Source organism: Parendozoicomonas sp. Alg238-R29 (assembly GCF_947331445.1).
GTDB lineage: Bacteria > Pseudomonadota > Gammaproteobacteria > Pseudomonadales > Endozoicomonadaceae > Sansalvadorimonas.
Window position 1 is genome coordinate 1 of sequence record NZ_CAMZOG010000044.1, and the last position, 19,550, is coordinate 19,550.

The 19,550-nt window shown below is 47.7% G+C and carries 14 protein-coding genes; 3 read left to right on the forward strand and 11 right to left on the reverse strand.

Annotated elements, in window-relative coordinates; translation table 11 throughout:
* Positions 1 to 176: 176 nt before the first annotated feature.
* Positions 177 to 1,067: a hypothetical protein gene (locus tag QMA35_RS12180; RefSeq protein ID WP_281647424.1), complete on the reverse strand. Its 891-nt coding sequence runs from the start codon at positions 1,065 to 1,067 to the stop codon at positions 177 to 179.
* A gap of 1,051 nt (positions 1,068 to 2,118) precedes the next feature.
* Between QMA35_RS12180 and QMA35_RS12185 the strand changes: the two genes are divergently transcribed.
* Positions 2,119 to 3,843: an ABC transporter transmembrane domain-containing protein gene (locus tag QMA35_RS12185; protein ID WP_281647425.1), complete on the forward strand. Its 1,725-nt coding sequence runs from the start codon at positions 2,119 to 2,121 to the stop codon at positions 3,841 to 3,843.
* A gap of 53 nt (positions 3,844 to 3,896) precedes the next feature.
* Here the strand turns inward: QMA35_RS12185 and QMA35_RS12190 are convergent, their stop codons facing one another.
* The 4 genes from QMA35_RS12190 to QMA35_RS12205 all read right to left on the reverse strand — a co-directional run bounded on the left by QMA35_RS12190 (position 3,897) and on the right by QMA35_RS12205 (position 8,908).
* Positions 3,897 to 4,604 carry an SDR family NAD(P)-dependent oxidoreductase gene (locus QMA35_RS12190; RefSeq protein ID WP_281647426.1) on the reverse strand — a complete coding sequence of 236 codons (708 nt, stop codon included), beginning with the start codon at positions 4,602 to 4,604 and terminating at the stop codon, positions 3,897 to 3,899.
* Between the two features lie 229 nt (positions 4,605 to 4,833).
* Entirely contained in the window at positions 4,834 to 6,516 is a 1,683-nt protein-coding gene (locus QMA35_RS12195) for an alkaline phosphatase D family protein (protein WP_281647427.1), read from the reverse strand.
* 161 nt (positions 6,517 to 6,677) lie between these two features.
* The gene (locus QMA35_RS12200) at positions 6,678 to 8,147 is read right to left on the reverse strand and encodes a HAMP domain-containing sensor histidine kinase (protein WP_281647428.1); all 1,470 of its coding nucleotides are present in this window, start codon (positions 8,145 to 8,147) and stop codon (positions 6,678 to 6,680) included.
* The gene (locus tag QMA35_RS12205) at positions 8,141 to 8,908 is read right to left on the reverse strand and encodes a response regulator transcription factor (RefSeq protein ID WP_281647429.1); all 768 of its coding nucleotides are present in this window, start codon (positions 8,906 to 8,908) and stop codon (positions 8,141 to 8,143) included. The genes QMA35_RS12200 and QMA35_RS12205 overlap by 7 nt, the downstream gene beginning before the upstream one ends.
* Before the next feature lie 217 nt (positions 8,909 to 9,125).
* Between QMA35_RS12205 and QMA35_RS12210 the strand changes: the two genes are divergently transcribed.
* A complete protein-coding gene (locus QMA35_RS12210; RefSeq protein WP_281647430.1) occupies positions 9,126 to 9,785 on the forward strand; it encodes a porin family protein in 660 nt (219 codons plus the stop codon).
* A 75-nt stretch (positions 9,786 to 9,860) separates the two neighbouring features.
* Here the strand turns inward: QMA35_RS12210 and purU are convergent, their stop codons facing one another.
* The 5 genes from purU to QMA35_RS12235 all read right to left on the reverse strand — a co-directional run bounded on the left by purU (position 9,861) and on the right by QMA35_RS12235 (position 17,115).
* Positions 9,861 to 10,724: a formyltetrahydrofolate deformylase gene (purU, locus tag QMA35_RS12215; RefSeq protein WP_281647431.1), complete on the reverse strand. Its 864-nt coding sequence runs from the start codon at positions 10,722 to 10,724 to the stop codon at positions 9,861 to 9,863.
* 340 nt (positions 10,725 to 11,064) lie between these two features.
* Positions 11,065 to 12,198, reverse strand: coding sequence for a glycine cleavage system aminomethyltransferase GcvT (gcvT, locus tag QMA35_RS12220; protein WP_281647432.1), 1,134 nt, complete (start codon positions 12,196 to 12,198; stop codon positions 11,065 to 11,067).
* A gap of 69 nt (positions 12,199 to 12,267) precedes the next feature.
* Positions 12,268 to 15,180: an aminomethyl-transferring glycine dehydrogenase gene (gene gcvP, locus QMA35_RS12225; protein WP_281647433.1), complete on the reverse strand. Its 2,913-nt coding sequence runs from the start codon at positions 15,178 to 15,180 to the stop codon at positions 12,268 to 12,270.
* A 103-nt stretch (positions 15,181 to 15,283) separates the two neighbouring features.
* Positions 15,284 to 15,661 (reverse strand): glycine cleavage system protein GcvH, encoded by a 378-nt coding sequence (gene gcvH / locus QMA35_RS12230; protein ID WP_281647434.1) that lies wholly within the window; start codon positions 15,659 to 15,661, stop codon positions 15,284 to 15,286.
* A 77-nt stretch (positions 15,662 to 15,738) separates the two neighbouring features.
* Positions 15,739 to 17,115, reverse strand: a complete 1,377-nt coding sequence (locus QMA35_RS12235; RefSeq protein WP_281647435.1) for an L-serine ammonia-lyase — start codon at positions 17,113 to 17,115, stop codon at positions 15,739 to 15,741.
* Positions 17,116 to 17,360: 245 nt separating this feature from the next.
* Between QMA35_RS12235 and QMA35_RS12240 the strand changes: the two genes are divergently transcribed.
* Entirely contained in the window at positions 17,361 to 18,005 is a 645-nt protein-coding gene (locus QMA35_RS12240) for an XRE family transcriptional regulator (protein ID WP_281647436.1), read from the forward strand.
* Positions 18,006 to 18,131: 126 nt separating this feature from the next.
* Here QMA35_RS12240 and glyA read toward each other — a convergent pair whose 3' ends face one another.
* A complete protein-coding gene (glyA, locus tag QMA35_RS12245; RefSeq protein ID WP_281647437.1) occupies positions 18,132 to 19,427 on the reverse strand; it encodes a serine hydroxymethyltransferase in 1,296 nt (431 codons plus the stop codon).
* Positions 19,428 to 19,550: the final 123 nt, after the last annotated feature.

Sequence of the window (19,550 nt, forward strand, 5' to 3'; positions counted from 1 at the left end):
AGTGCTGAGAACCTATCGATTCTCAGGCGTATAGCATTGAATACGATCAAGAAAAACAAAGGCAATAAAAGCATTAAGAGGCACCGGAAAATAGCAGGCTGGAACCATGAGCATTTGGAAATGCTTCTTTGCTCTATCGTACTAGATTGATGCAATCGCCCTGCTTTACCTCTGCCCTAAACAATTAAACAAGCCCTATCTTCTGGTGGAGGTGCGTCAGTCGCCAGATTCCTATTTTTGCTTATAAATGATTCCAGTTGATCTGGGTTTGGGTTTGCAAAGATAGAAAACAGAGTCCGTTCGCAGTTATGGCCAGATACCATTTCTATGTCATTCACTTTATGTTGTGACCATAGGTTTTCAAAGAAAAGGCAACCTCCATAGGGATAAGTGAACTTTTTAATAGTGTGACTCAGCACGGTGTTTACTCCACCGTCATGACGGTTATATTCGTTGTAGTCTGGCGTTCTTTCTGCAAAAAAGAGTTCTCCTCCGGCAAAACTACCATGCTCTTGATGACAGGGGGTTATGACAGACGTCATGCTGAGACTGTTAATATCTCTATGCCATGGGAAATTCGAAAGTTGAGTAGCATCAGTCTTGAGCTCATACCGAATGAAGAAAGCCGCAACAGGGACTGTTGTATTTGACCAGCCTCCGAGTGAGGCCATTTTTTCGATACTTGAAAAGGTGAAATCTACCACTGTTGCAGATGCTTTTTTCTCTTTTAACCATTCTATGAGATTGTCTTTATTTGCGATTTTTCCGTCCTCTCCAAACTGTGTAACCGGTGTAACCAGGTTGTAAGTAGGAAAGTTACTGAATGCTCCAACCAAGGGAATTCGCACAACGTTTGTATATCGTTTGCTGTTGGGTGCGCTTCTCATATCCGTGATGTCGTTAGTCACCTTCTTTAGTGTTTCTGTATCAAAGACATCATCAATTTTGGTTATGAAGCGCTTGCCTTTAATTGGCCATATTCCACAGGTTTGATCCCCTTTCTCTGATGAACCGTCAGGAAAGAAATGGTGGGAATTGTCAGCAGCTTGAATCATTACACTATCCATAAAATACTCCATCAGGATTGTAAGCAGAGGCTGATTTAGAGTCGCAGCACGTGTTGGTGTTGCAGGCTGTTAGCAAAATTGACGCATTTGATACGGCTATTAACGTAGGAAAAGTTTATTGAAAGAGAGATTTTGCGGGCTTTGGCAGCGGGCGCTCAGTGGGTAAGGGGCTTGGTTCCGCACCCCCGATAAAGTATCTATAGCGCTCTTCCCAGCTCATTGTAGCGACTGTGTTTCGTCTCTTTATCTCTTCCTGAATGAGGTAATCGGGAACTTCATAGGTGCAGGGTGCAGGGTTCATCGTCGTCTGAGGTTTCTTCCTTGTGGCACTTGTAGAAATGTTGAAATCCGTAGCCACCAGCTGACTTTGATTCTGGTTGTTCGAACCTGAAAATCTCTTTGAGCTTGTTGCCGATTATGTATGGATCGGGAAGCAGGCTATAGCCTGGCAGAATCATTGATAAACACTTTAAAAGTGTTGATGCCGAATGAAAATGAAGCATAGATTGAGTGACTTTCAGTCAGTGTAGGTCGTTTTCGTACCTGTGAGGGCTGACGAGTGCTGGATCTAATTTGAATAGGCTAATGAAAGATGCTAGACACGGTTGAGCATTTTGAGGTGGCAACGGTGTGGTTGAACTGCTTGTATATGGGGGCATAGACGCAGATAGCAAAGGTGAGCCGGGCTGGGTGACTTTCACGCGCTTTGATGAGGTTTTCCCTGAGGCTTGGGGAGGCAGCTCTTCATCAGAATAGTCATCTGCTGATGAGCCATTGTATCTTTGGCTATTGCAGGTAATGGGTATTTTTCATTGAGAAGTGCTCTGATATTTTCTGAGGGGAAAATAGTAAGTGGGTCAGAAACGCAACTCACCAACCTAAGTGTTAGGGAGCTATTGGATTAGGGCTAATTGTGAACGCCCCTTAGGCTCCCTATCAGGTGAAGAAAAGATTGGGTGTCTAACAATGATGTACATAGCATTGAATATAACTTGAGCTGCCCCGATATAGACTATTCGTTGAGTTTAAGGTTTACAGGAAGAATAATAGAATGCTCAATTGGATCTGGCAGTGGCTAAGGCCTTACAAGTTGCAGATGACCGGTGCGTTAATTGCACTGGTGTTTACTGCGGGCGTTACTCTGGCTTTGGGGCAGGGCGTTCGTCTGATGGTAGATCTGGGCTTTGTTAAAGGCTCCACCGAAGGTTTAAAGCAGGCGTTGTTGTTTTTCCTTATACTGGTCTTCGCTATGAGCATTGGCGCTTACTGCCGGTTCTATCTGGTGTCCTGGTTGGGGGAGCGAGTGGTTGCTGATATCCGGCGCAAACTCTATAGCCATTTGGTTACTCTGCAGCCTTCGTTTTTTGAAGAAAACCTTTCCGGTGAAATTCAAAGCCGGGTAACAACAGATACCACACTCCTTCAATCGGTTATCGGCTCTTCGGTTTCCTTTGCGTTGCGAAATGTGCTGATTTTCTTTGGTGCTTTTGCGTTGATGGTGATTAGTAATCCCAAACTCAGCCTGATCGTTTTAACGGCCGTTCCTCTGGTCATTTTTCCACTGCTGTTTTTTGGTCGCCAAGTTCGCAAGTTGTCCCGCGACAGCCAGGATAAAGTGGCGGATGTTGGAGCTTGGGCCGGTGAAAGCCTTCAGCACATAAAAATTGTGCAGGCTTTTAATGGCGAACAACGGGTTGTTGAACGTTTTAACGGTTCTGTTGAAGGTGCGTTTCAGGTAGCGCTTCGCCGAATACGCCAGCGAGCCTTATTAATTGCTCTGGTTATGCTGCTGGTGCTTGGCGCAGTGGGAGGTATGCTTTATATCGGCGGTATGGATGTTCTGGAAGGAACATTGTCTGGCGGTGATCTGGCAGCTTTTGTGTTCTACGCCATTATGGTGGCAGGTTCCCTGGCTGCAGTCACTGAAGTGTATGGCGAACTACAAAGAGCGGCCGGTGCTGCAGATCGTTTGCGGGAATTGATGGCCACTGAACCAGAGATTTCTTCGAAAGCTAATCCTCAAACCCTTCCTGGAGTTGAAGGTCGTATTCGGCTTGATGATCTTTCTTTCCGTTATCCCTCCCGGCCCGATGTTCCGGCACTGGACAATGTGAATCTACAGGTGGAAGCTGGAGAGCGTATTGCCTTGGTCGGCCCTTCCGGTGCTGGTAAATCAACATTGTTTGAACTGTTGTTGCGTTTTCGTGATCCGGACTCTGGCTGTGTACTTCTGGATGGTACACCACTGAAAGATCTGTCTTTGGAACAGTTGCGTCAGCAGTTTGCACTGGTTCCCCAACAACCCGTACTTTTCAGTGCCAGCATTCGGGACAACCTTCGCTACGGTGCCCCCGATGCGACAGATGAAGAGATAGAAGCCGCAGCTATTGCCGCTCACGCTGAGGAATTTATTCAACAGATGCCTGATGGTTATAATAGCTTCCTTGGTGAGCAGGGGGTGAAAATTTCTGGTGGTCAGAGACAAAGGTTGGCCATTGCGCGAGCACTGCTGCGTGACCCTAAAATCCTGTTACTGGACGAAGCTACCAGTGCACTGGATGCCGATAGCGAACACAAAGTTCAGCAGGCACTGGATCAGCTAATGGAGGGGCGCACCACATTTATTATTGCCCATCGTTTGGCAACAATTGCCCATGTTGACCGGATTGTAGTGATGGATCGTGGTCGGATTATAGCTGTAGGGACCCACGATCAACTGTTAGCCAGTTCGCCTTTGTATCGACGGCTGGCAGAGTTGCAGTTCCGGGCTGCGTAAAAATTGAAAGGCAGGGTTTGTTTTAACTGAACTTGCTTATCTGCAGCGAAAGCTCACCACACAATTTCAGAGCCATCAAAACTGATAAATTTCCCGGAATCATGGGGAGTAGAATTGTTAATGATGTTTAATAATGCGGTGGCGGTCACTTCTGGAGAGTGCAATTGACCTTCCGGAAGTCTTGCCTGAAAGGGGCTTGATAGCTGAGTATCAGTTGTTCCAGGGTGGAATAACAGGACACAGCAATTAGGCAGTTTCTGCTTCCATTCAATGCTGATCGTTTTTATTGCCATATTCAGGGCGGCCTTTGAGGAGCGATAACTGATCCACCCTCCCAGCTCGTTGTCACTGATACTTCCTACTTTTGCTGATAGCACTATGTAATAAGTATTATTTTTTGAGCGAAGGGACATCTCAAAATGCTTCGCCAGGAGAATGCTGGGTATGGCGTTCAGGTGCAGATTTAATTTATAGAAGTCGACATCGAATTGCTTGATGCTTTTTTCGGGCTTGTGGTCGATGGTGTGGAGAAGGCCAACAGCATTAATAAGGATATCTATAGAGCCCAGTTCATCTGGTAGCTTTTTTATGCTTTCTTCATGAGTGACATCAAGCCTGATCCAGCGAAGTCTCGGGTGTTCTAATTCGGGAGAAGTGGAATTATAAGTCGCTATGACATTTGCAGCGGAATAGTGTTGAAGACACTTTTCAACAATGGAGAGGCCGATTCCACCCGAACCACCAATTATCAGTATTTTCATACGCCCTCCCACACAAAGCATCAATAAAGTATACAGAAGTTCTGGTTAACTCTTTTGTATACGGTTGAAAATACATCGCACTTTTCCTCGGAAGATGCCGGGCAGGAATGTGTTAATGTGCTGGTGGAATGGATCGAAGGTTTTTCTGATATTCGTAAAGCGAGTTGAACGTCTGGTAAAAAGACCAGCCTTCCTGGAAGGCTGGTCGGTACTTTCAGAGATAGGGGAATCATTCTTTGCGCTTGATGTTCACCCAGTATGGGTCGTACTTGTAACGACGATGCAGCTTCTTTTCTGCATTGGGGTTGTAGGCGTATTTATCTATTTCATAGACGTTCCAGTACATATCATCCTGATCCAGCTCAACCACGGCATAGCCGTAAATGTCTGTAGACATATGCTTGATATGAGGGTTATTGAGCTTTAAAGCCGCTGCCATGGCTTTATCCAGCTTCAGACCATCGGTATTTAATGCGCTGTTGGCGTAATCTTCCGGGTTGGGAGAGGTGACAGAAGGCGTCATGAACTCAGCACCCACCAGATTGTCATAATCCCAGTTGCTAATCTTGCGGTAGTCTACCTTCAGGTAAGAAGCCAGAGACGTGTGATAATCACCGGTAATCACTACAAAGTTATCAACGTTGGCACCTTTAATGGCTTTCATTATGTCGGTGCGCTCGGCCTGATAACCATCCCAGGCATCCAGATTCAGGTAGCCTAAACGACGACCGGCAATGGTAATGGCCAGCTGAGCCATCATGGTCTGGTTGCCCCAGAACTTCCACTTGGCATCGGAGTTGGTAATACCATCAACAATCCACTGCTTTTGACTCTGGCCAAGCATGGATTGTTCAACATCCTGCTGCTCACGACATTCTGGCCAGGATTCACCTTCATCAGAGCAGGGTTGTTCCGTCCGGTAGGTGCGACTGTCAGAGATAAACATCTCCAAAAGGTCACCGGCTTTGAAGCTGCGATAAATGGAAACCTGCTCGTGTGGGTGGGTAGTGTTTTCGTTTACGTCCAGGCGTGCAGGGATATATTCGATCCAGGCTTTTTGGGAATCCAGTTTGAGCTGACGCATATCGGCGGCACTGCCACCGTTTTTCATAATTGGATGTTTAGGCGCGCTGAGGGTGTCGTTTTCGTAATCCCAGTAAGCATTATCAACAATTTCGTGATCATCCCAGGTCAGTACCCAGCTATGGGCTTCCATGGCGCGCTGTAGTGCCGGATCGCTGCGGTAGGTGCGGTAAAGGTGGCGATAATCTTCCAGATTAACAGCAACTTCTTCACCGCTTGGCAGTGGAATCGGGCGCACATGGTTTTCCATACCTTCGTAGGCTGCGTACTCATAAATGAAGTCGCCAAGGTGCACAACAAAGTCGAGATCCTCTTCAGCCAGACGCTCAAAAGCATTGTAATAACCGGTGGTGTAATCCTGACAGGTGAGGACTGCGAATTTGAGTTGGTCCACTCTTGTGTTTTCACTGGGAAGCGTTTTACAGCGGCCGGTACGACTGCCGACACCTCGATAAATAAAGCGGTAGTAATAACGACGACCACTTTCCAGGCGACCATCCAGATCAAGGTTGACGGTGTAATCTCGTAAAGCATCAAAGTCTTTTGGTTCAACCTGCCCCTGAACAACAATAGCGCCAAACTGTTCATCCAGTGCCACTTCAAAGTAGAGAGGTTCAAAGCTGTTGTATTGGTCTGGATTGATACGTGTCCAGAGAATTACGCCAGTGGCAGAAGGGTCACCAGACGCTACAGACAAGCCAAAGACTTCCTGAGGGGCTCGGTTACTACTGATAAAGCTGGCCAGAGCCTGAGAGCCTGTTCCGGGAAGAACGGTAAAAGGTGTCACCAGACTCACACCAAGAGCCTGAAGAAAGTTTCTTCTTTTCATTTAGCGTTATTATCTTTTGTTGGTTTGTTGTACTGCGCATCCATGCACCATTGAAGCCACCTGCGATGCAAGTGGGGTTATATTAAACGAGGTGTGTCGTATTGTGTGGGTTTGGCGGAAAAATTGTTCGCAGGGGTTTTGATTTTATGAAACTGACATTTTCATTGGGATAAAAGGTGGAAGGTAAATTGAGCACCACTATGAGCTTTGTTGCACACTTGAATCTCACTTTGGTGTAGAGCCAGTGCCTGTTTGACAATGGCCAACCCTAAGCCGGTAGACGAAGTGAATTCACCGGATTGAGAAGGTGATTGATAGTAACGCTCGAACACAAAGGGAAGGTCTTCATCATTGATGCCTGGGCCTGTATCATCAATCGTAATTCTGATTGATTGGTTTGTGGGGGGCGCAAGTGTGATCGTTATCTGGCCATGGCGTGGTGTGTGCTGAATAGCGTTGCCGATCAGGTTTTCAAAAACCCGCTGTATAAGGCTGATATCTGCATTAGCCTGAATGTTGTTAGTAGGGCACTTAATCACAAGCTGGATGGATTTTTTATCTGCCTCAGGTTGGCACTCCTGCGCAGTGTCATAGATCAGCTCTGTTAACGAGAAAATTTCCTTTTTGATTTGTCCATCGAATGCTTCCAGTTTGGATAGTTCAAATAAATCAGAAATCAGTTGGGACAATCTTCGCGCGCCTTTTTCGGCTGTTAACAGATATGCGAGACGCTGCTCCTGACTCAGTGAATGATTCTTTAAAACCAGCGTTTCCAAATAGCCCTGCACTGACACAAGTGGTGTGCGCAGATCGTGGGAAATATTAGAGACTAGCTCTCTGCGTCGTTGGTCAGATTCTGTGAGCAGTTGAATCTGTTCCCGAATACGCTCTGCCATTCCTGAAAAAATCGCAGATAATTTATCAATTTCATCACCCGTTACTGTTTTCTTATCGCAGGCTGTTGGCTCTTCTGGCATCAATTCCTGATGGGAAAAGTTACACATGGTATTGCTAAGGCTTTCCAGTCTTGCTGACAGTCGCCTGATAATCAGTCCTCCAGCGACCAGTGACAGGATAAATACAATGCTGAGTGACAGTAGAGAAATCTTCCCGATGTGACTGAGGGGAGTGAATAGGCTCGATGAGCCGGAAGCATTGAGCACAACATAGAAATAGCCTTTCAGTTGCGCATCTTGAATGACTTCGGAAGCTGAAAAAATAACATCACTGCCAGGTTGTTTAGGGTCGGTGCTTCTGAGAGGAAAGTTTGTACTCCCATCAAGAAACTCCTGAATAGGTTTCAGGTCAACTTGGTCTGTTTGCAAAGTGTTTGCAGGAAACGGATGGGAAATCACTGTACCTTGCGGGTTAAGAAGATAGACTTCAGCTATGGGATTAATGATCATCGCTTGTCTGGCCAGAATGTTGATGATATGACCGTTGTTGATAGTGTCCGCAAACAGCTTGTATTCCTGCGTCACATACATAGCGATGCTGCGATTTTTTAGCTGAGTCTGCTCCTCGAAGTACAGCTGCATACTTTTTTGTCCAATGACAACAGCTAACACTCCAACAATCACCATCAAGGCACAGAGAAGAAACAGCAGCCTGGCACGCAATGAACTCAGCAAGGAGAACACTTTGCTGCAAGTGACACCGGAGCTACTGACTTATTGGTCGGTGTGCGACCTGTAGGCTGCTCAAGTTTGTAACCAACACCCCAAACAGTCACGATATATTCAGCTTGGCCGGCAATATTGTTTAGCTTGGCTCGCAGTCGGTTTATGTGAGAGTTAACCGTGTGTTCATACCCTTCATATCCATAACCCCAGACTTTGTTCAGCAGCTCGCTTCTGCTGAAGACCTGCCCGGGGTGTTGGGCAAAATGCTTGAGCAGGCTGAACTCCCGGGCAGTGAGTTCCACTCTTTGGCCCTGAATGGAAACTTCATGCCGGTTGTGATCAATAGACAGCTCACCAAAGTTAAGTTGCGATTCCTCACGTATGTTTACAGGGCATACAGCTTCAACTCTTCGAAACAGGGCTTTTATTCGGGCAATTAACTCGAGAACACTGAATGGCTTGGAAATATAGTCGTCGGCACCGGCATCCAGACCAAGAATACGATCAGTTTCTGTTATGCGGGATGTCAGGAGAATGACCGGTATGTAATTATCGTGCTCTCTTAATTGACGACATATTCTTAAACCGCTTGCTCCCGGGAGTTCTATATCGAGAACGATTAAATCCCATGCCGTGTTGTTGAGGGCGCTTAGTGCTTTGTTGCCATTGGCAATGTGAGTCACCCTCGCACCCATATCACTCAAATGCAGTGAGAGCAGATTCGCTATGTCCTGCTGATCTTCGACAATCAGAATGTTTTTATTATTCATATCTCTCAGGTTTTGGATGAACCTTCTTGGATATACGTGAGGTTCATGAATATAGATTCAGCTATCACGAACACATTTTTTCTTTGTGATGAAAACAAAAATATTTCGTGATTTTTCTGTGAGATTTGGCCTTTAGGGTGATTAACCAGAGTTGATGTTCATCGGCGTTCATAAAACGTTGTGAGAACTCTTGCCAAAAATCACAAGGACTCCATTAATGAAAATGAAAGCACTCACTCTGGTTACAGCTCTTCCTTTAGCTCTGGCCGTTGCAGGACAGGCTTCTGCAGCAGATGGTTTTTATGTATCCGGTTTTGTAAATAACAACACTCTGGAGCACAGCTTAGAGCGTGATACTGGAACCAATACAACTCCAAGCATTACTAGCAAGAGTGATGAAACGGATGTCGGCTTTGGTGTAGGTATTGGTTATAAGTTACATGTTGCTGAGGATGTTTTTCTTGGCGCTGAGGCTTTCTATACCAAGGAAGATGTAAAAACTACAAACCTGAATAATCTGCTGCGTACCGAAGTCTCTTTAGAGTCTACTTATGGTGCCAGGCTGTTAGCTGGAATTGATATTACTCCAAAAGTTGCTGTGTATGGTTTTGCAGGTGCAACCCGTCTGGATTTTGATTTACGCAACTCTTACCCCTTCGCTCCACCGGTAAGAACAGCAACAGAAAAAGAAACGGCTTTTAATTTTGGTTTTGGTTTTGCTTATAGCATCAACAAAAACCTGTCTCTGATAGGTGAATACTCCCAGATTAATGATGTGGATTTTGATCCCATTCCTGAAGTGGCTGTGGCCGGAAAGATTAACGAAAACGAACTGGATCTGAGCAGCTGGAAGCTGGGCCTGAACTACTCATTCTGATTTCTCTGCTGTGTAACGCTCTCCCTTGAGATTATTAGCCCGGGTTGACCCCGGGCCTTTTTTTGTGCTGACATTTTATCGCAGAATGATGGTGCGCTGACCATTAATAAATACCCGGTGTTCACTATGCAGACGAACAGCTTCAGCCAGAGTTTGGCTCTCGGTATCTCTGCCTTTAATGGTTAAATCTTCTGTACTGTGACTGTGATCAACAACAGCTACCTGCTGGGTAATAATCGGGCCTTCATCAAGGTCGCTGGTTACGTAGTGAGCCGTGGCTCCGACAAGTTTTACGCCGTGTTCAAATGCGCGCTGGTATGGGCGGGCACCCTTAAAGCCAGGCAGCAAAGAATGATGAATATTGATGGCTTTGCCATGAACATCAGAACACATTTCTTCAGTCAGAATTTGCATGTAGCGGGCAAGAATCAGCAGCTCACTGCCGTCCTTCTCCATAATTTCCAGCAGTTTCTTTTCCTGCTCCCGCTTGTTTTCTTTGGTCACCGGCAAGTGGTAGTAAGGCAGGTTATGCCAGTAGGCCAGTTGTTCAAGATCCGGGTGGTTGGAGACAATACCTTTGATATCAATCTTCAGTTGGTTTGTGCGCCAGCGGTACAGTAGGTCATTGAGGCAGTGATCGTATTTGGACACCATGATAGTGACTTTGATGCGTTCATCACTGTTATGAATGTCCCAGTTCATATCAAAGTTTTTGGCTCTGTCGGCCATAGCGGCACGGAAGCCCTGCAGGCAGTTGTCATCTGACGTGCAACGGAATTGAACCCGAATAAAGAACATATCGTTGGAGGTATCATCGAAGCTGGCCATATCATCGATATAGCAATCATGTTCTACCAGAGTACGGGTTACAGCATCGACAGTTCCCAAAGCGCTAGGGCAGGAAGCTGTCAGGATAAAGTGTTTGGCTGCAGAAGACATAAAACCACTCTCTTAATAATTCTGGTTTTTTACGACTTTTGAAAAATAAAATGGGCTCCGGCCTTGCGAGGGGGAGTGCAGTCAGAACATGACCGACCGGAACCCGGGAAATCAGTATTTTTACTATTGCTGTAGGAAAACGTGGCTGTGAAAAAACAGGGAGCCTGCCAATGGAATCAAACCGACACGATTTGAGGTCACCAGTGCAGCACATACAGGCTCCCCTTGTCCTAAATTACCAGGACATAAACAGGGCTAAATGGCGCTCTTTTGCCTGCATAGTTCAAAAGAGCGCTGACTCGTTAGCCCAATACAAAAACAGCGTTTACAACTGAGACTTTTAACCTCTGTAGTAGCGCTGCTCAATAAATGGCATGCGACTAACGGTCATAGGTAGTGTCTTACCACGAACCAGAGCAAATACTTCGGTATCAAGAACGGCGTATGCTTTGTCAACATAAGCCATGGCAACAGGAGCGTTGATTGTTGGGCCGAAGCTGCCAGATGTTACCTTGCCAATAACCTCGCCAGCTTCGTTCACCAAAGCGGTACCTTCACGTACCGGTGCACGGCTGGAACCCAGCAAGCCAATACGTTTGGTAGCAAACTCTTTGGTTTCAATCTGGCCAAGAATCTTTTCAGCACCAGGGAAGCCCGCAGCGCGATCACCGCCATTACGACGAATCTTGCTGATCGCCCAGATCAGGCTGGCTTCGATTGGTGTGGTTTCGGTGGTGATATCATTGCCGTACAGGCAAAGACCGGACTCAAGACGCAGGGAGTCACGGGCGCCCAGGCCAATAGCGTCTACTTCTGGCTGATCGAGGAACATTTTGCACAGGCGCTCAGCATCAGCAGCAGGAATAGAAATCTCGAAACCATCTTCACCGGTGTAACCAGAACGGCTTACAAAGCAGTCAATGCCTTCCACGCTGAGATGACGGGAATCCATAAATACCATATCAGCCGTTTCTGGGCAGAAACGCTTCATAACTTCGCCAGCAGCCGGTCCCTGTAGAGCAACCAGAGCACGATCATCCAACAGTTCCAGCTCTACACCTTCAGGCAGGTGAGCCTGCATATGGGCAATGTCTTGCTCTTTACAGGCTGCGTTGACAACAACGTATAGAACTTCGCCAGCTTCGGAGGAGTAGTTGGTCACCATCAGGTCATCGAGAATGCCGCCTTCTTCATTGGTGAACAGAGCGTAGCGCTGTTTGCCCGATGGCAGGTCGAGAATATCCACAGGAACCAGGGATTCCATCATGGCTGCAGCACCTTCACCTTTCAGAAGGACCTGACCCATGTGAGAAACATCGAACAGCCCGGCTTTTTCACGGGTTTGCAGATGTTCATTCTTTACACCTAAAGGAAACTGCACGGGCATTTCGTAGCCAGCAAAGGGAACCATCTTGCCGCCAAGGGAAACGTGCAGGTCGTAAAGTGGTGTTCTTTTCAAATCGACATCAGACATATTTATTTCCTTAACTCTCAATAGTGGCTGGGCAAGCTGAAAACGATTGTTGCCCAGCACTCCCGCGATTTAGTCCTGGTAACTTTCAATAGAAGGACAGGAGCAGATGAAGTGACGGTCGCCGTAAACATTGTCAACACGGTTTACGGTTGGCCAGTATTTGGAAACTCGAGTAGCCTCGGATGGGAAGACTGCTTCCTCTCGGCTATATGGGCGTTCCCACTCAGCGCTGGCAAGGTCCACCATAGTGTGTGGTGCATTCACCAGAGGGTTGTTCTCAAGCGGCCACTCGCCAGATTCGACTTTGCCAATCTCTTCACGGATTGAAATCATGGCTTCGATAAAGCGATCAATCTCTGCTTTGGATTCGGACTCTGTGGGTTCAATCATCAGAGTGCCAGCCACAGGGAAAGACATAGTCGGCGCATGGAAACCGTAATCCATCAAGCGCTTGGCAATGTCTTCTTCAGAAATACCGCTCTCTTCTTTGAGTGGACGAATATCGACGATGCACTCATGAGCAACCTTGTTGTTACGACCACGATAAAGAATCGGATAGTGGGCAGACAGCTTTTCAGTCATATAGTTAGCATTAAGGATAGCCATCTCAGTTGACTGACGCAGACCTTCTTTACCCAGTAGAACACAGTACATCCAGCTGATTGGCAGAATAGATGCGCTGCCGTGTTGAGCAGCCGCAACAGCACCAATACCTTCGTTGTCACCAGCCAGAGGGCTTACAACGTGATTGGGTAAGTAAGGTGCCAGATGGCTTTTTACACCAATTGGGCCCATGCCAGGGCCACCGCCACCGTGAGGAATAGCGAAAGTCTTGTGCAGATTCAGGTGAGAAACATCAGAACCGATTTCGCCTGGCTTGGAAACACCAACCTGAGCGTTCATGTTGGCGCCGTCCATGTAAACCTGACCACCATTGTCGTGAATGATCTGGCAGATTTCACGAATCTGTTCTTCAAACACACCGTGGGTAGATGGGTAAGTCACCATCAGGGCAGACAGCTTTTCTGAATGCTCTTCCGCTTTGGCGCGCAGGTCTTCAACATCTACGTTACCGTCTTCATCGCAGGCTACGATAACGACCTTCATATCCAGTAGTGCAGCAGACGCCGGGTTAGTACCGTGAGCAGAAGAAGGAATCAGGCAGATGTTGCGGTGTTCCTGATCGTTCGCCTGCTGATAGTTACGGATAGCCAGCAGGCCGGCATATTCACCCTGGGCACCAGAGTTGGGCTGCATGGAAATATTGTCGTAGCCAGTTATCTCAACCAAAGCATCTCCCAGCTCCTTGATCATGGTTTCATAACCTTGAACCTGATCTTTTGGTGCAAATGGGTGAACGTTGGCGAAACCATTCCAGCTAACTGGAATCATCTGGGCGGTGGCGTTCAGTTTCATGGTGCAGGAACCCAGCGGGATCATACCATGAGTCAGAGAGTAGTCTTTGTTCTCCAGGCGCTTCAGGTAGCGCAGCATATCGGTTTCAGAGTGATAGCTGTTGAAGGTCGGGTGAGTCAGAACCTCATCTGATCGACGCTGTTCATCAGAGATACCGGTTGCTTTACCTGCGATGATTTCAGCGTCCAGCTCGTGAGCGTTTAAAGCGGTATTTTCTCCCGCAAAGGCACTGAACAGATCAGTAAGATCATCTGGGGTTGTGCTTTCATCAAAACTGATACCCAAGCGGTCGCTACCGATAAGGCGCAGGTTGCAGCCGCTGTCCAGCGCACGCTGGTAAATAGCATGCTGCTTATCGCCCACTTTCACGGTCAAAGTGTCAAAGTAAGTATCGTTGGTTTCAAAACCTGCACCGGCCAGAGCGTGTTGCAGAACGCTGGTGGAGCGATGTACGCGCTCAGCAATGGTTTTCAGTCCATCAGGACCATGGTAGATGGCATAAGCTGCCGCCATATTGGCCAGCAGTGCCTGTGCAGTACAAATATTGGAGGTAGCCTTTTCACGGCGGATATGCTGCTCACGGGTCTGCATCGCCATACGCAGAGCCTGATTGCCACGACTGTCTACGGAAACACCGATGATGCGGCCCGGAACGGAGCGCTTCAGCTTTTCGCTGGCACCAAGGAATGCAGCATGCGGGCCGCCAAAGCCCATGGGAACACCAAAACGCTGGCTGTTGCCGAGAACAACATCGGCACCCAGTTCACCGGGGGATTTCAGCAGCATCAATGACAACAGGTCGGTTGCGACAGAGACCATCGCCTTTTGAGCTTTGGCCTTGGCAACCAGCTTTTCAATATTGGTAATATCGCCGTAGGTGCCAGGGTATTGTAACTGGACACCAAACACTTCAGTGGCATCCAGTTCAGTTTCTGGATTGCCCACTACAACAGGGATACCGAGGTAATCTGCACGGGTTTTAATAACGTCGATAGTTTGCGGATGAACATCATCAGCAACAAAGAAAGCCTGATGTTTGCTGCGGTTAGCACGGCGGCACAGAGTCATGGCTTCGGCAGCAGCGGTCGCTTCGTCCAGCAGGGAGGCATTAGCGATCTCCATGCCGGTTAAATCCATAACCATCTGCTGGAAGTTCAGCAGCATCTCCAGACGACCCTGGGAAATTTCAGGCTGGTAAGGCGTATAAGCTGTGTACCAGCCGGGATTCTCCAGAATATTGCGGAGAATCACGTTCGGGGTTTGGGTGTGGTAATAACCTGTACCGATATATGACCGGTTAACAATATTCTGATCGGCCAGCTCTTTCAGGTAAGCCAGAGCCTGCTGTTCAGTTTTGCCTGAAGCCAGATCTAAAGAATCTTTCAGATGGATACTTTCGGGAACTGTCTGGGTGATCAGCTCGTCTACAGAGTTCAGACCAAGCTCAGAAAGCATGGCCTGTTGTGCCGCTGCATCAGGACCAATATGGCGCAGGGCGAAAGAATCATTGGAGGTCAGCTCAGCAAGTGAGGCTTGTCCATGTTGTTTCTGTTTATCAACAGTCATGTTATTTCCTTTCATTCACCCAGTCAGACCCCCTTCGGGAATCTGGCTGGTCAGCAAATCATGTTCTTGGAGGTTGTTTTCTTCGCAACTGTTCTTCTGTTGCTTATTCCTCGATGGTGGCCAGGTAAGCATCTTCAGCCATCAGCTGTTCCAGTTCTGCACTGTCGGCCAGTTTAATCTTGGCAATCCAGCCATCCGCCAGAGGGGATTCGTTGATGGTTTCTGGCGCATCTTCCAGTGCTTCGTTTACAACAACGACTTCACCGGAAACAGGTGCGTAAATGTCGGAAGCAGCCTTTACAGATTCAACCAGAGAGAACTCATTACCAGCTTCAGTCGTTGCGCCAACTTCAGGCAGCTCTACAAATACAACGTCACCCAGCAGCTCGGTAGCATGCTCGGAAATACCAACAGTGACAGTGCCGTCGCCGTTATCCAGAACCCATTCGTGAGACTTTGCAAATTTCAGAGTGGCAGACATGGTCAGTTTCCTACGCTCTTTAGCGGTTTGTTTTTGTTAATTGTTTAGTGTTGCAGTCGCCGGAGTTTCGTTATTGATCAGCAGGCTACAACGTTCACAGCCAGACCACCGGTCGCGGTCTCTTTGTATTTGTTCTGCATGTCGAGCCCGGTCTGGCGCATGGTTTCAACCACATCATCCAGATGAACCCGGTGGCTGCCGTCACCCTGCATGGCAAGGCGGGCTGCATTAATTGCTTTGATTGCTCCCATGGTGTTTCGCTCAATACAGGGCACCTGTACCAGCCCGGCAATAGGGTCACAGGTCAGGCCGAGATTGTGTTCCATACCAATTTCTGCAGCATTTTCGATCTGGTTGTTGGTTCCACCAAGAACCGCACAAAGTGCACCAGCAGCCATGGAGCAGGCCACACCAATTTCACCCTGACAGCCGACTTCGGCGGCAGAGATGGATGCATTCTTTTTATAGATCATGCCAATGGCAGCAGCTGTTGCCAGGAAAGTAACAATGTCGTCTTCACTGCGGCCATTAATAAAGCGTACATAGTAAGCCAGTACTGCTGGGATAACGCCTGCCGCACCATTAGTTGGAGCGGTAACAACTCGGCTACCGACAGCATTTTCTTCATTGACTGCCAGTGCAAACAGGCTAACCCAGTCCATGACTTCAAAGTGATCTTTGTCGTATTCCGCACGATTAATCAGGTCTTGGTGCATGTCGTGTGCGCGGCGTTTGACGTTTAGTCCACCGGGTAGGGTTCCGGTGGTTTTACAACCCCGGTCTATGCACTCTTTCATGACCTTCCAAATATGGAGAAGATCTTCTTTCGGGTTGTGAGTGCGAGGCAGATGAAGTTCGTTGGCAAGCACGATTTCAGAAATACTGAGATGGTAGTTGTCACCAATTTCCAGAAGATCTTTGGCATTTTCGAACGGGTAGGGGATGTTGGCTGCCGCCTGTTCAGTGGCAGGAGCGTTGACTTCGTTTTCACTGAGAACAAAGCCGCCACCCACAGAGAAGTAACTGTTTCTAAGGATCACCATGCCGTCATTATCAAATGCGGTAATGGTCATGCCGTTTGGGTGCTGGGGGAGAAACTGTTCCATCAGGAACAACAGATCGTTCTCTTCTTTGAAAGGAATAATATGAAAGCCGTCGAGACGGATATGCTCGGAAGAACGAATCTCTCTGACTAGCTCAACGGCGTGATCAGGATCTATTTTGTCGGGAGACTCTCCAGAAAGCCCCTGCATAACAGCGGTGTGTGTAGCGTGGCCTTTACCCGTTAAAGCAAGGGAGCCATAAAGCTCAATTTTCACACGGGCAGTCAGAAGGATCTTACGCTGCTCTTTCAGCTCTTCCAGAAAACGGTTACCCGCAACCATTGGGCCAACGGTATGTGATGATGATGGGCCGAGGCCGACCTTAAAAAGATCCAGTACACTTAAACCCATACAGCTCTCCGCTCTTTTTATTCTTACCGACGATCTCAGCAGACCAAGTAGTGTTGGATGCTGTTTATACAGTTTCATTTTTGGTAGAGACTATCAGCAGCTTTTTTAGGCTTCAATAAAAAAGTTTCCTATTGGAAACTTTTTTGTAAATGAGTGTTAATTAGTGGAAATCAGAAAGTGGTTCCATAGAGTCTTTAGCAGCCGGGTGTTAGAGTAGATGGCAGCCTGTATTTATCGGGGGATAAATGACCGAACAAGTTCACTTCCTCAGGAAAGAAAAAGAAGCTGTTCTTATTCAGCGTAAAAGAGCACACAGTGCGGCTGGTGCCGCCCTTAAGCCCTTACAGCTGGGTAAGCGCGTAAAAGAAATTCGCCTTGGGAAAGGTCTAACCCTTGAGGAGGCCAGCCACCTTACTGGTTTGGCACGTTCAACGCTTTCCAAGATTGAGAACGAACAGATTTCGCCAACTTTTGCAGCTGTCACCAAGCTGGTGAATGGCTTGGGAATTGATATTCCCCAGTTATTTAATCCTGCTGAGCGTGAAGGGACAACAGGCGGGCGAAGAGATATAACCCGCAATGGTAAGGGTAGCCTTCACCCTACGCCAACTTATGAGCATGAGTTGCTGGCTACTGAGTTATCTGGCAAGAAAATGATTCCTTATAAAAGCACGATTTGCGCCCGTTCTTTTGATGACTACCAAGACTGGGTTCGTCATGAGGGGGAGGAGTTTATGCTGGTGCTTAGTGGCCGTGTTTGTCTTTATACCGAGTTCTATCAGCCTGCTGAGTTAGAAGAGGGAGACAGTGCCTATTACGATGCCTCTATGGGGCATGCGGTGGTTTCTCTGGGGGAAGAGGATGCCAAAATTCTGTGGGTTACTGCTTAGTTTATTAGTTTATTAGTTTATTAGTTTATTAGTTTATGTTTGAGATATAAAAACACCCGCATCAGCGGGTGTAATTTTTATGGGGAATTAATCGCGAACATCGATCATGGTTATTCCCTCACTAAGTTAGTCATATAGTGGGAATGTGTCGCACAAGGCTTCAACGTCTTTCTTGACTCTGGCTTCAACTTCACTGTTGTTTTCGCCGTTTTCGATCAGTCCATCCAGCACATCGCTGATCAGGTGACCAACTTTGCGGAATTCTGCCTCGCCAAAACCACGGGTGGTTCCTGCTGGAGTTCCCAGACGTACACCGGAGGTCACCATAGGCTTCTCTGGATCGAAAGGAATACCGTTTTTATTGCAGGTGATGCCGGCGCGCTCCAGGGCTTCTTCAACCTGATTGCCTTTCAGACCTTTAGGGCGCAAGTCAACCAGAACCAGGTGGGTATCGGTACCATCGGTAACGATATCGCAGCCACGCTCAATCATAACTTCTGCCAGTGCGCGGGCGTTATTGACGACAGCTTCAATGTAAGGCTTGAAAGAAGGTTGCAGGGCTTCGCCGAAAGCAACGGCCTTACCAGCAATAACGTGCATCAGTGGGCCACCCTGCAGGCCAGGGAATACCGCAGAGTTAATCTTTTTACCCAGCTCCAGGTTGTTGGAGAGGATCATGCCACCGCGTGGGCCACGTAGGGTTTTGTGAGTTGTTGTCGTGACAACGTCTGCGTAAGGCAGCGGGCTTGGGTGCACACCAGCGGCAATAAGGCCCGCGATGTGAGCCATATCTACCATCAGGTAAGCGCCTACTTTGTCAGCAATTTCACGGAAGCGTTTGAAGTCCAATTCACGTGGGATGGCAGAGCCACCGGCAATGATCATTTTTGGCTGACACTCAACCGCCAGAGCTTCGACTTCATCGTAATCAATGCGCTGGGTTTCTTTGGAAACGCCGTACTGTACCGCTTTAAACCACTTGCCAGACAGGGCAGGGCGGGCGCCGTGAGTCAGGTGGCCGCCAGCATCAAGGGACATGCCCATGATAGTGTCGCCTGGTTGCAGTAAGGCCAGCTTTACTGCGCCGTTGGCCTGTGCACCGGAGTGAGGTTGCACATTAATGTACTGGCAGTCGAATAGCTTTTTGGCTCGCTCAATGGCGAGTGCTTCTACTTTATCAACATGTTCACAACCACCGTAGTAACGGCGACCAGGGTAGCCTTCGGCATACTTGTTGGTAAGAACTGTACCCTGTGCAGCCATAACTGCTTTGGAAACAATGTTCTCAGAAGCAATCAATTCGATCTGTTTGTTCTGGCGAATATCTTCCTGATACACGGCAGACATAACATCCGGGTCTGCAGAAGGAAGGTTTTCGGAGAAAAAAGTGCGAAGCTGTTCGGAGGAGTAAGGTTTGCTCATGGTAGTGGCCCGCAGTTGTCGTTTTTATTGATGCTGCATCAGGGCAAGGTTATAGATTGTGCCCTTCGCTGGTTTCTAACTCTAATCTTCAAATTTCCCATAGGCAACAAAATATACAATAAG

Excerpts from the sequence above, each read along its gene's own strand:
- QMA35_RS12180 (WP_281647424.1), bottom strand. The coding sequence starts at position 1,067 with ATGGATAGTGTAATGATTCAAGCTGCTGACAATTCCCACCATTTCTTT.
- QMA35_RS12185 (WP_281647425.1), top strand. The coding sequence starts at position 2,119 with ATGCTCAATTGGATCTGGCAGTGGCTAAGGCCTTACAAGTTGCAGATG.
- QMA35_RS12190 (WP_281647426.1), bottom strand. The coding sequence starts at position 4,604 with ATGAAAATACTGATAATTGGTGGTTCGGGTGGAATCGGCCTCTCCATT.
- QMA35_RS12195 (WP_281647427.1), bottom strand. The coding sequence starts at position 6,516 with ATGAAAAGAAGAAACTTTCTTCAGGCTCTTGGTGTGAGTCTGGTGACA.
- QMA35_RS12205 (WP_281647429.1), bottom strand. The coding sequence starts at position 8,908 with ATGAATAATAAAAACATTCTGATTGTCGAAGATCAGCAGGACATAGCG.
- QMA35_RS12210 (WP_281647430.1), top strand. The coding sequence starts at position 9,126 with ATGAAAATGAAAGCACTCACTCTGGTTACAGCTCTTCCTTTAGCTCTG.
- purU (WP_281647431.1), bottom strand. The coding sequence starts at position 10,724 with ATGTCTTCTGCAGCCAAACACTTTATCCTGACAGCTTCCTGCCCTAGC.
- gcvT (WP_281647432.1), bottom strand. The coding sequence starts at position 12,198 with ATGTCTGATGTCGATTTGAAAAGAACACCACTTTACGACCTGCACGTT.
- gcvP (WP_281647433.1), bottom strand. The coding sequence starts at position 15,180 with ATGACTGTTGATAAACAGAAACAACATGGACAAGCCTCACTTGCTGAG.
- gcvH (WP_281647434.1), bottom strand. The coding sequence starts at position 15,661 with ATGTCTGCCACTCTGAAATTTGCAAAGTCTCACGAATGGGTTCTGGAT.
- QMA35_RS12235 (WP_281647435.1), bottom strand. The coding sequence starts at position 17,115 with ATGGGTTTAAGTGTACTGGATCTTTTTAAGGTCGGCCTCGGCCCATCA.
- QMA35_RS12240 (WP_281647436.1), top strand. The coding sequence starts at position 17,361 with ATGACCGAACAAGTTCACTTCCTCAGGAAAGAAAAAGAAGCTGTTCTT.
- glyA (WP_281647437.1), bottom strand. The coding sequence starts at position 19,427 with ATGAGCAAACCTTACTCCTCCGAACAGCTTCGCACTTTTTTCTCCGAA.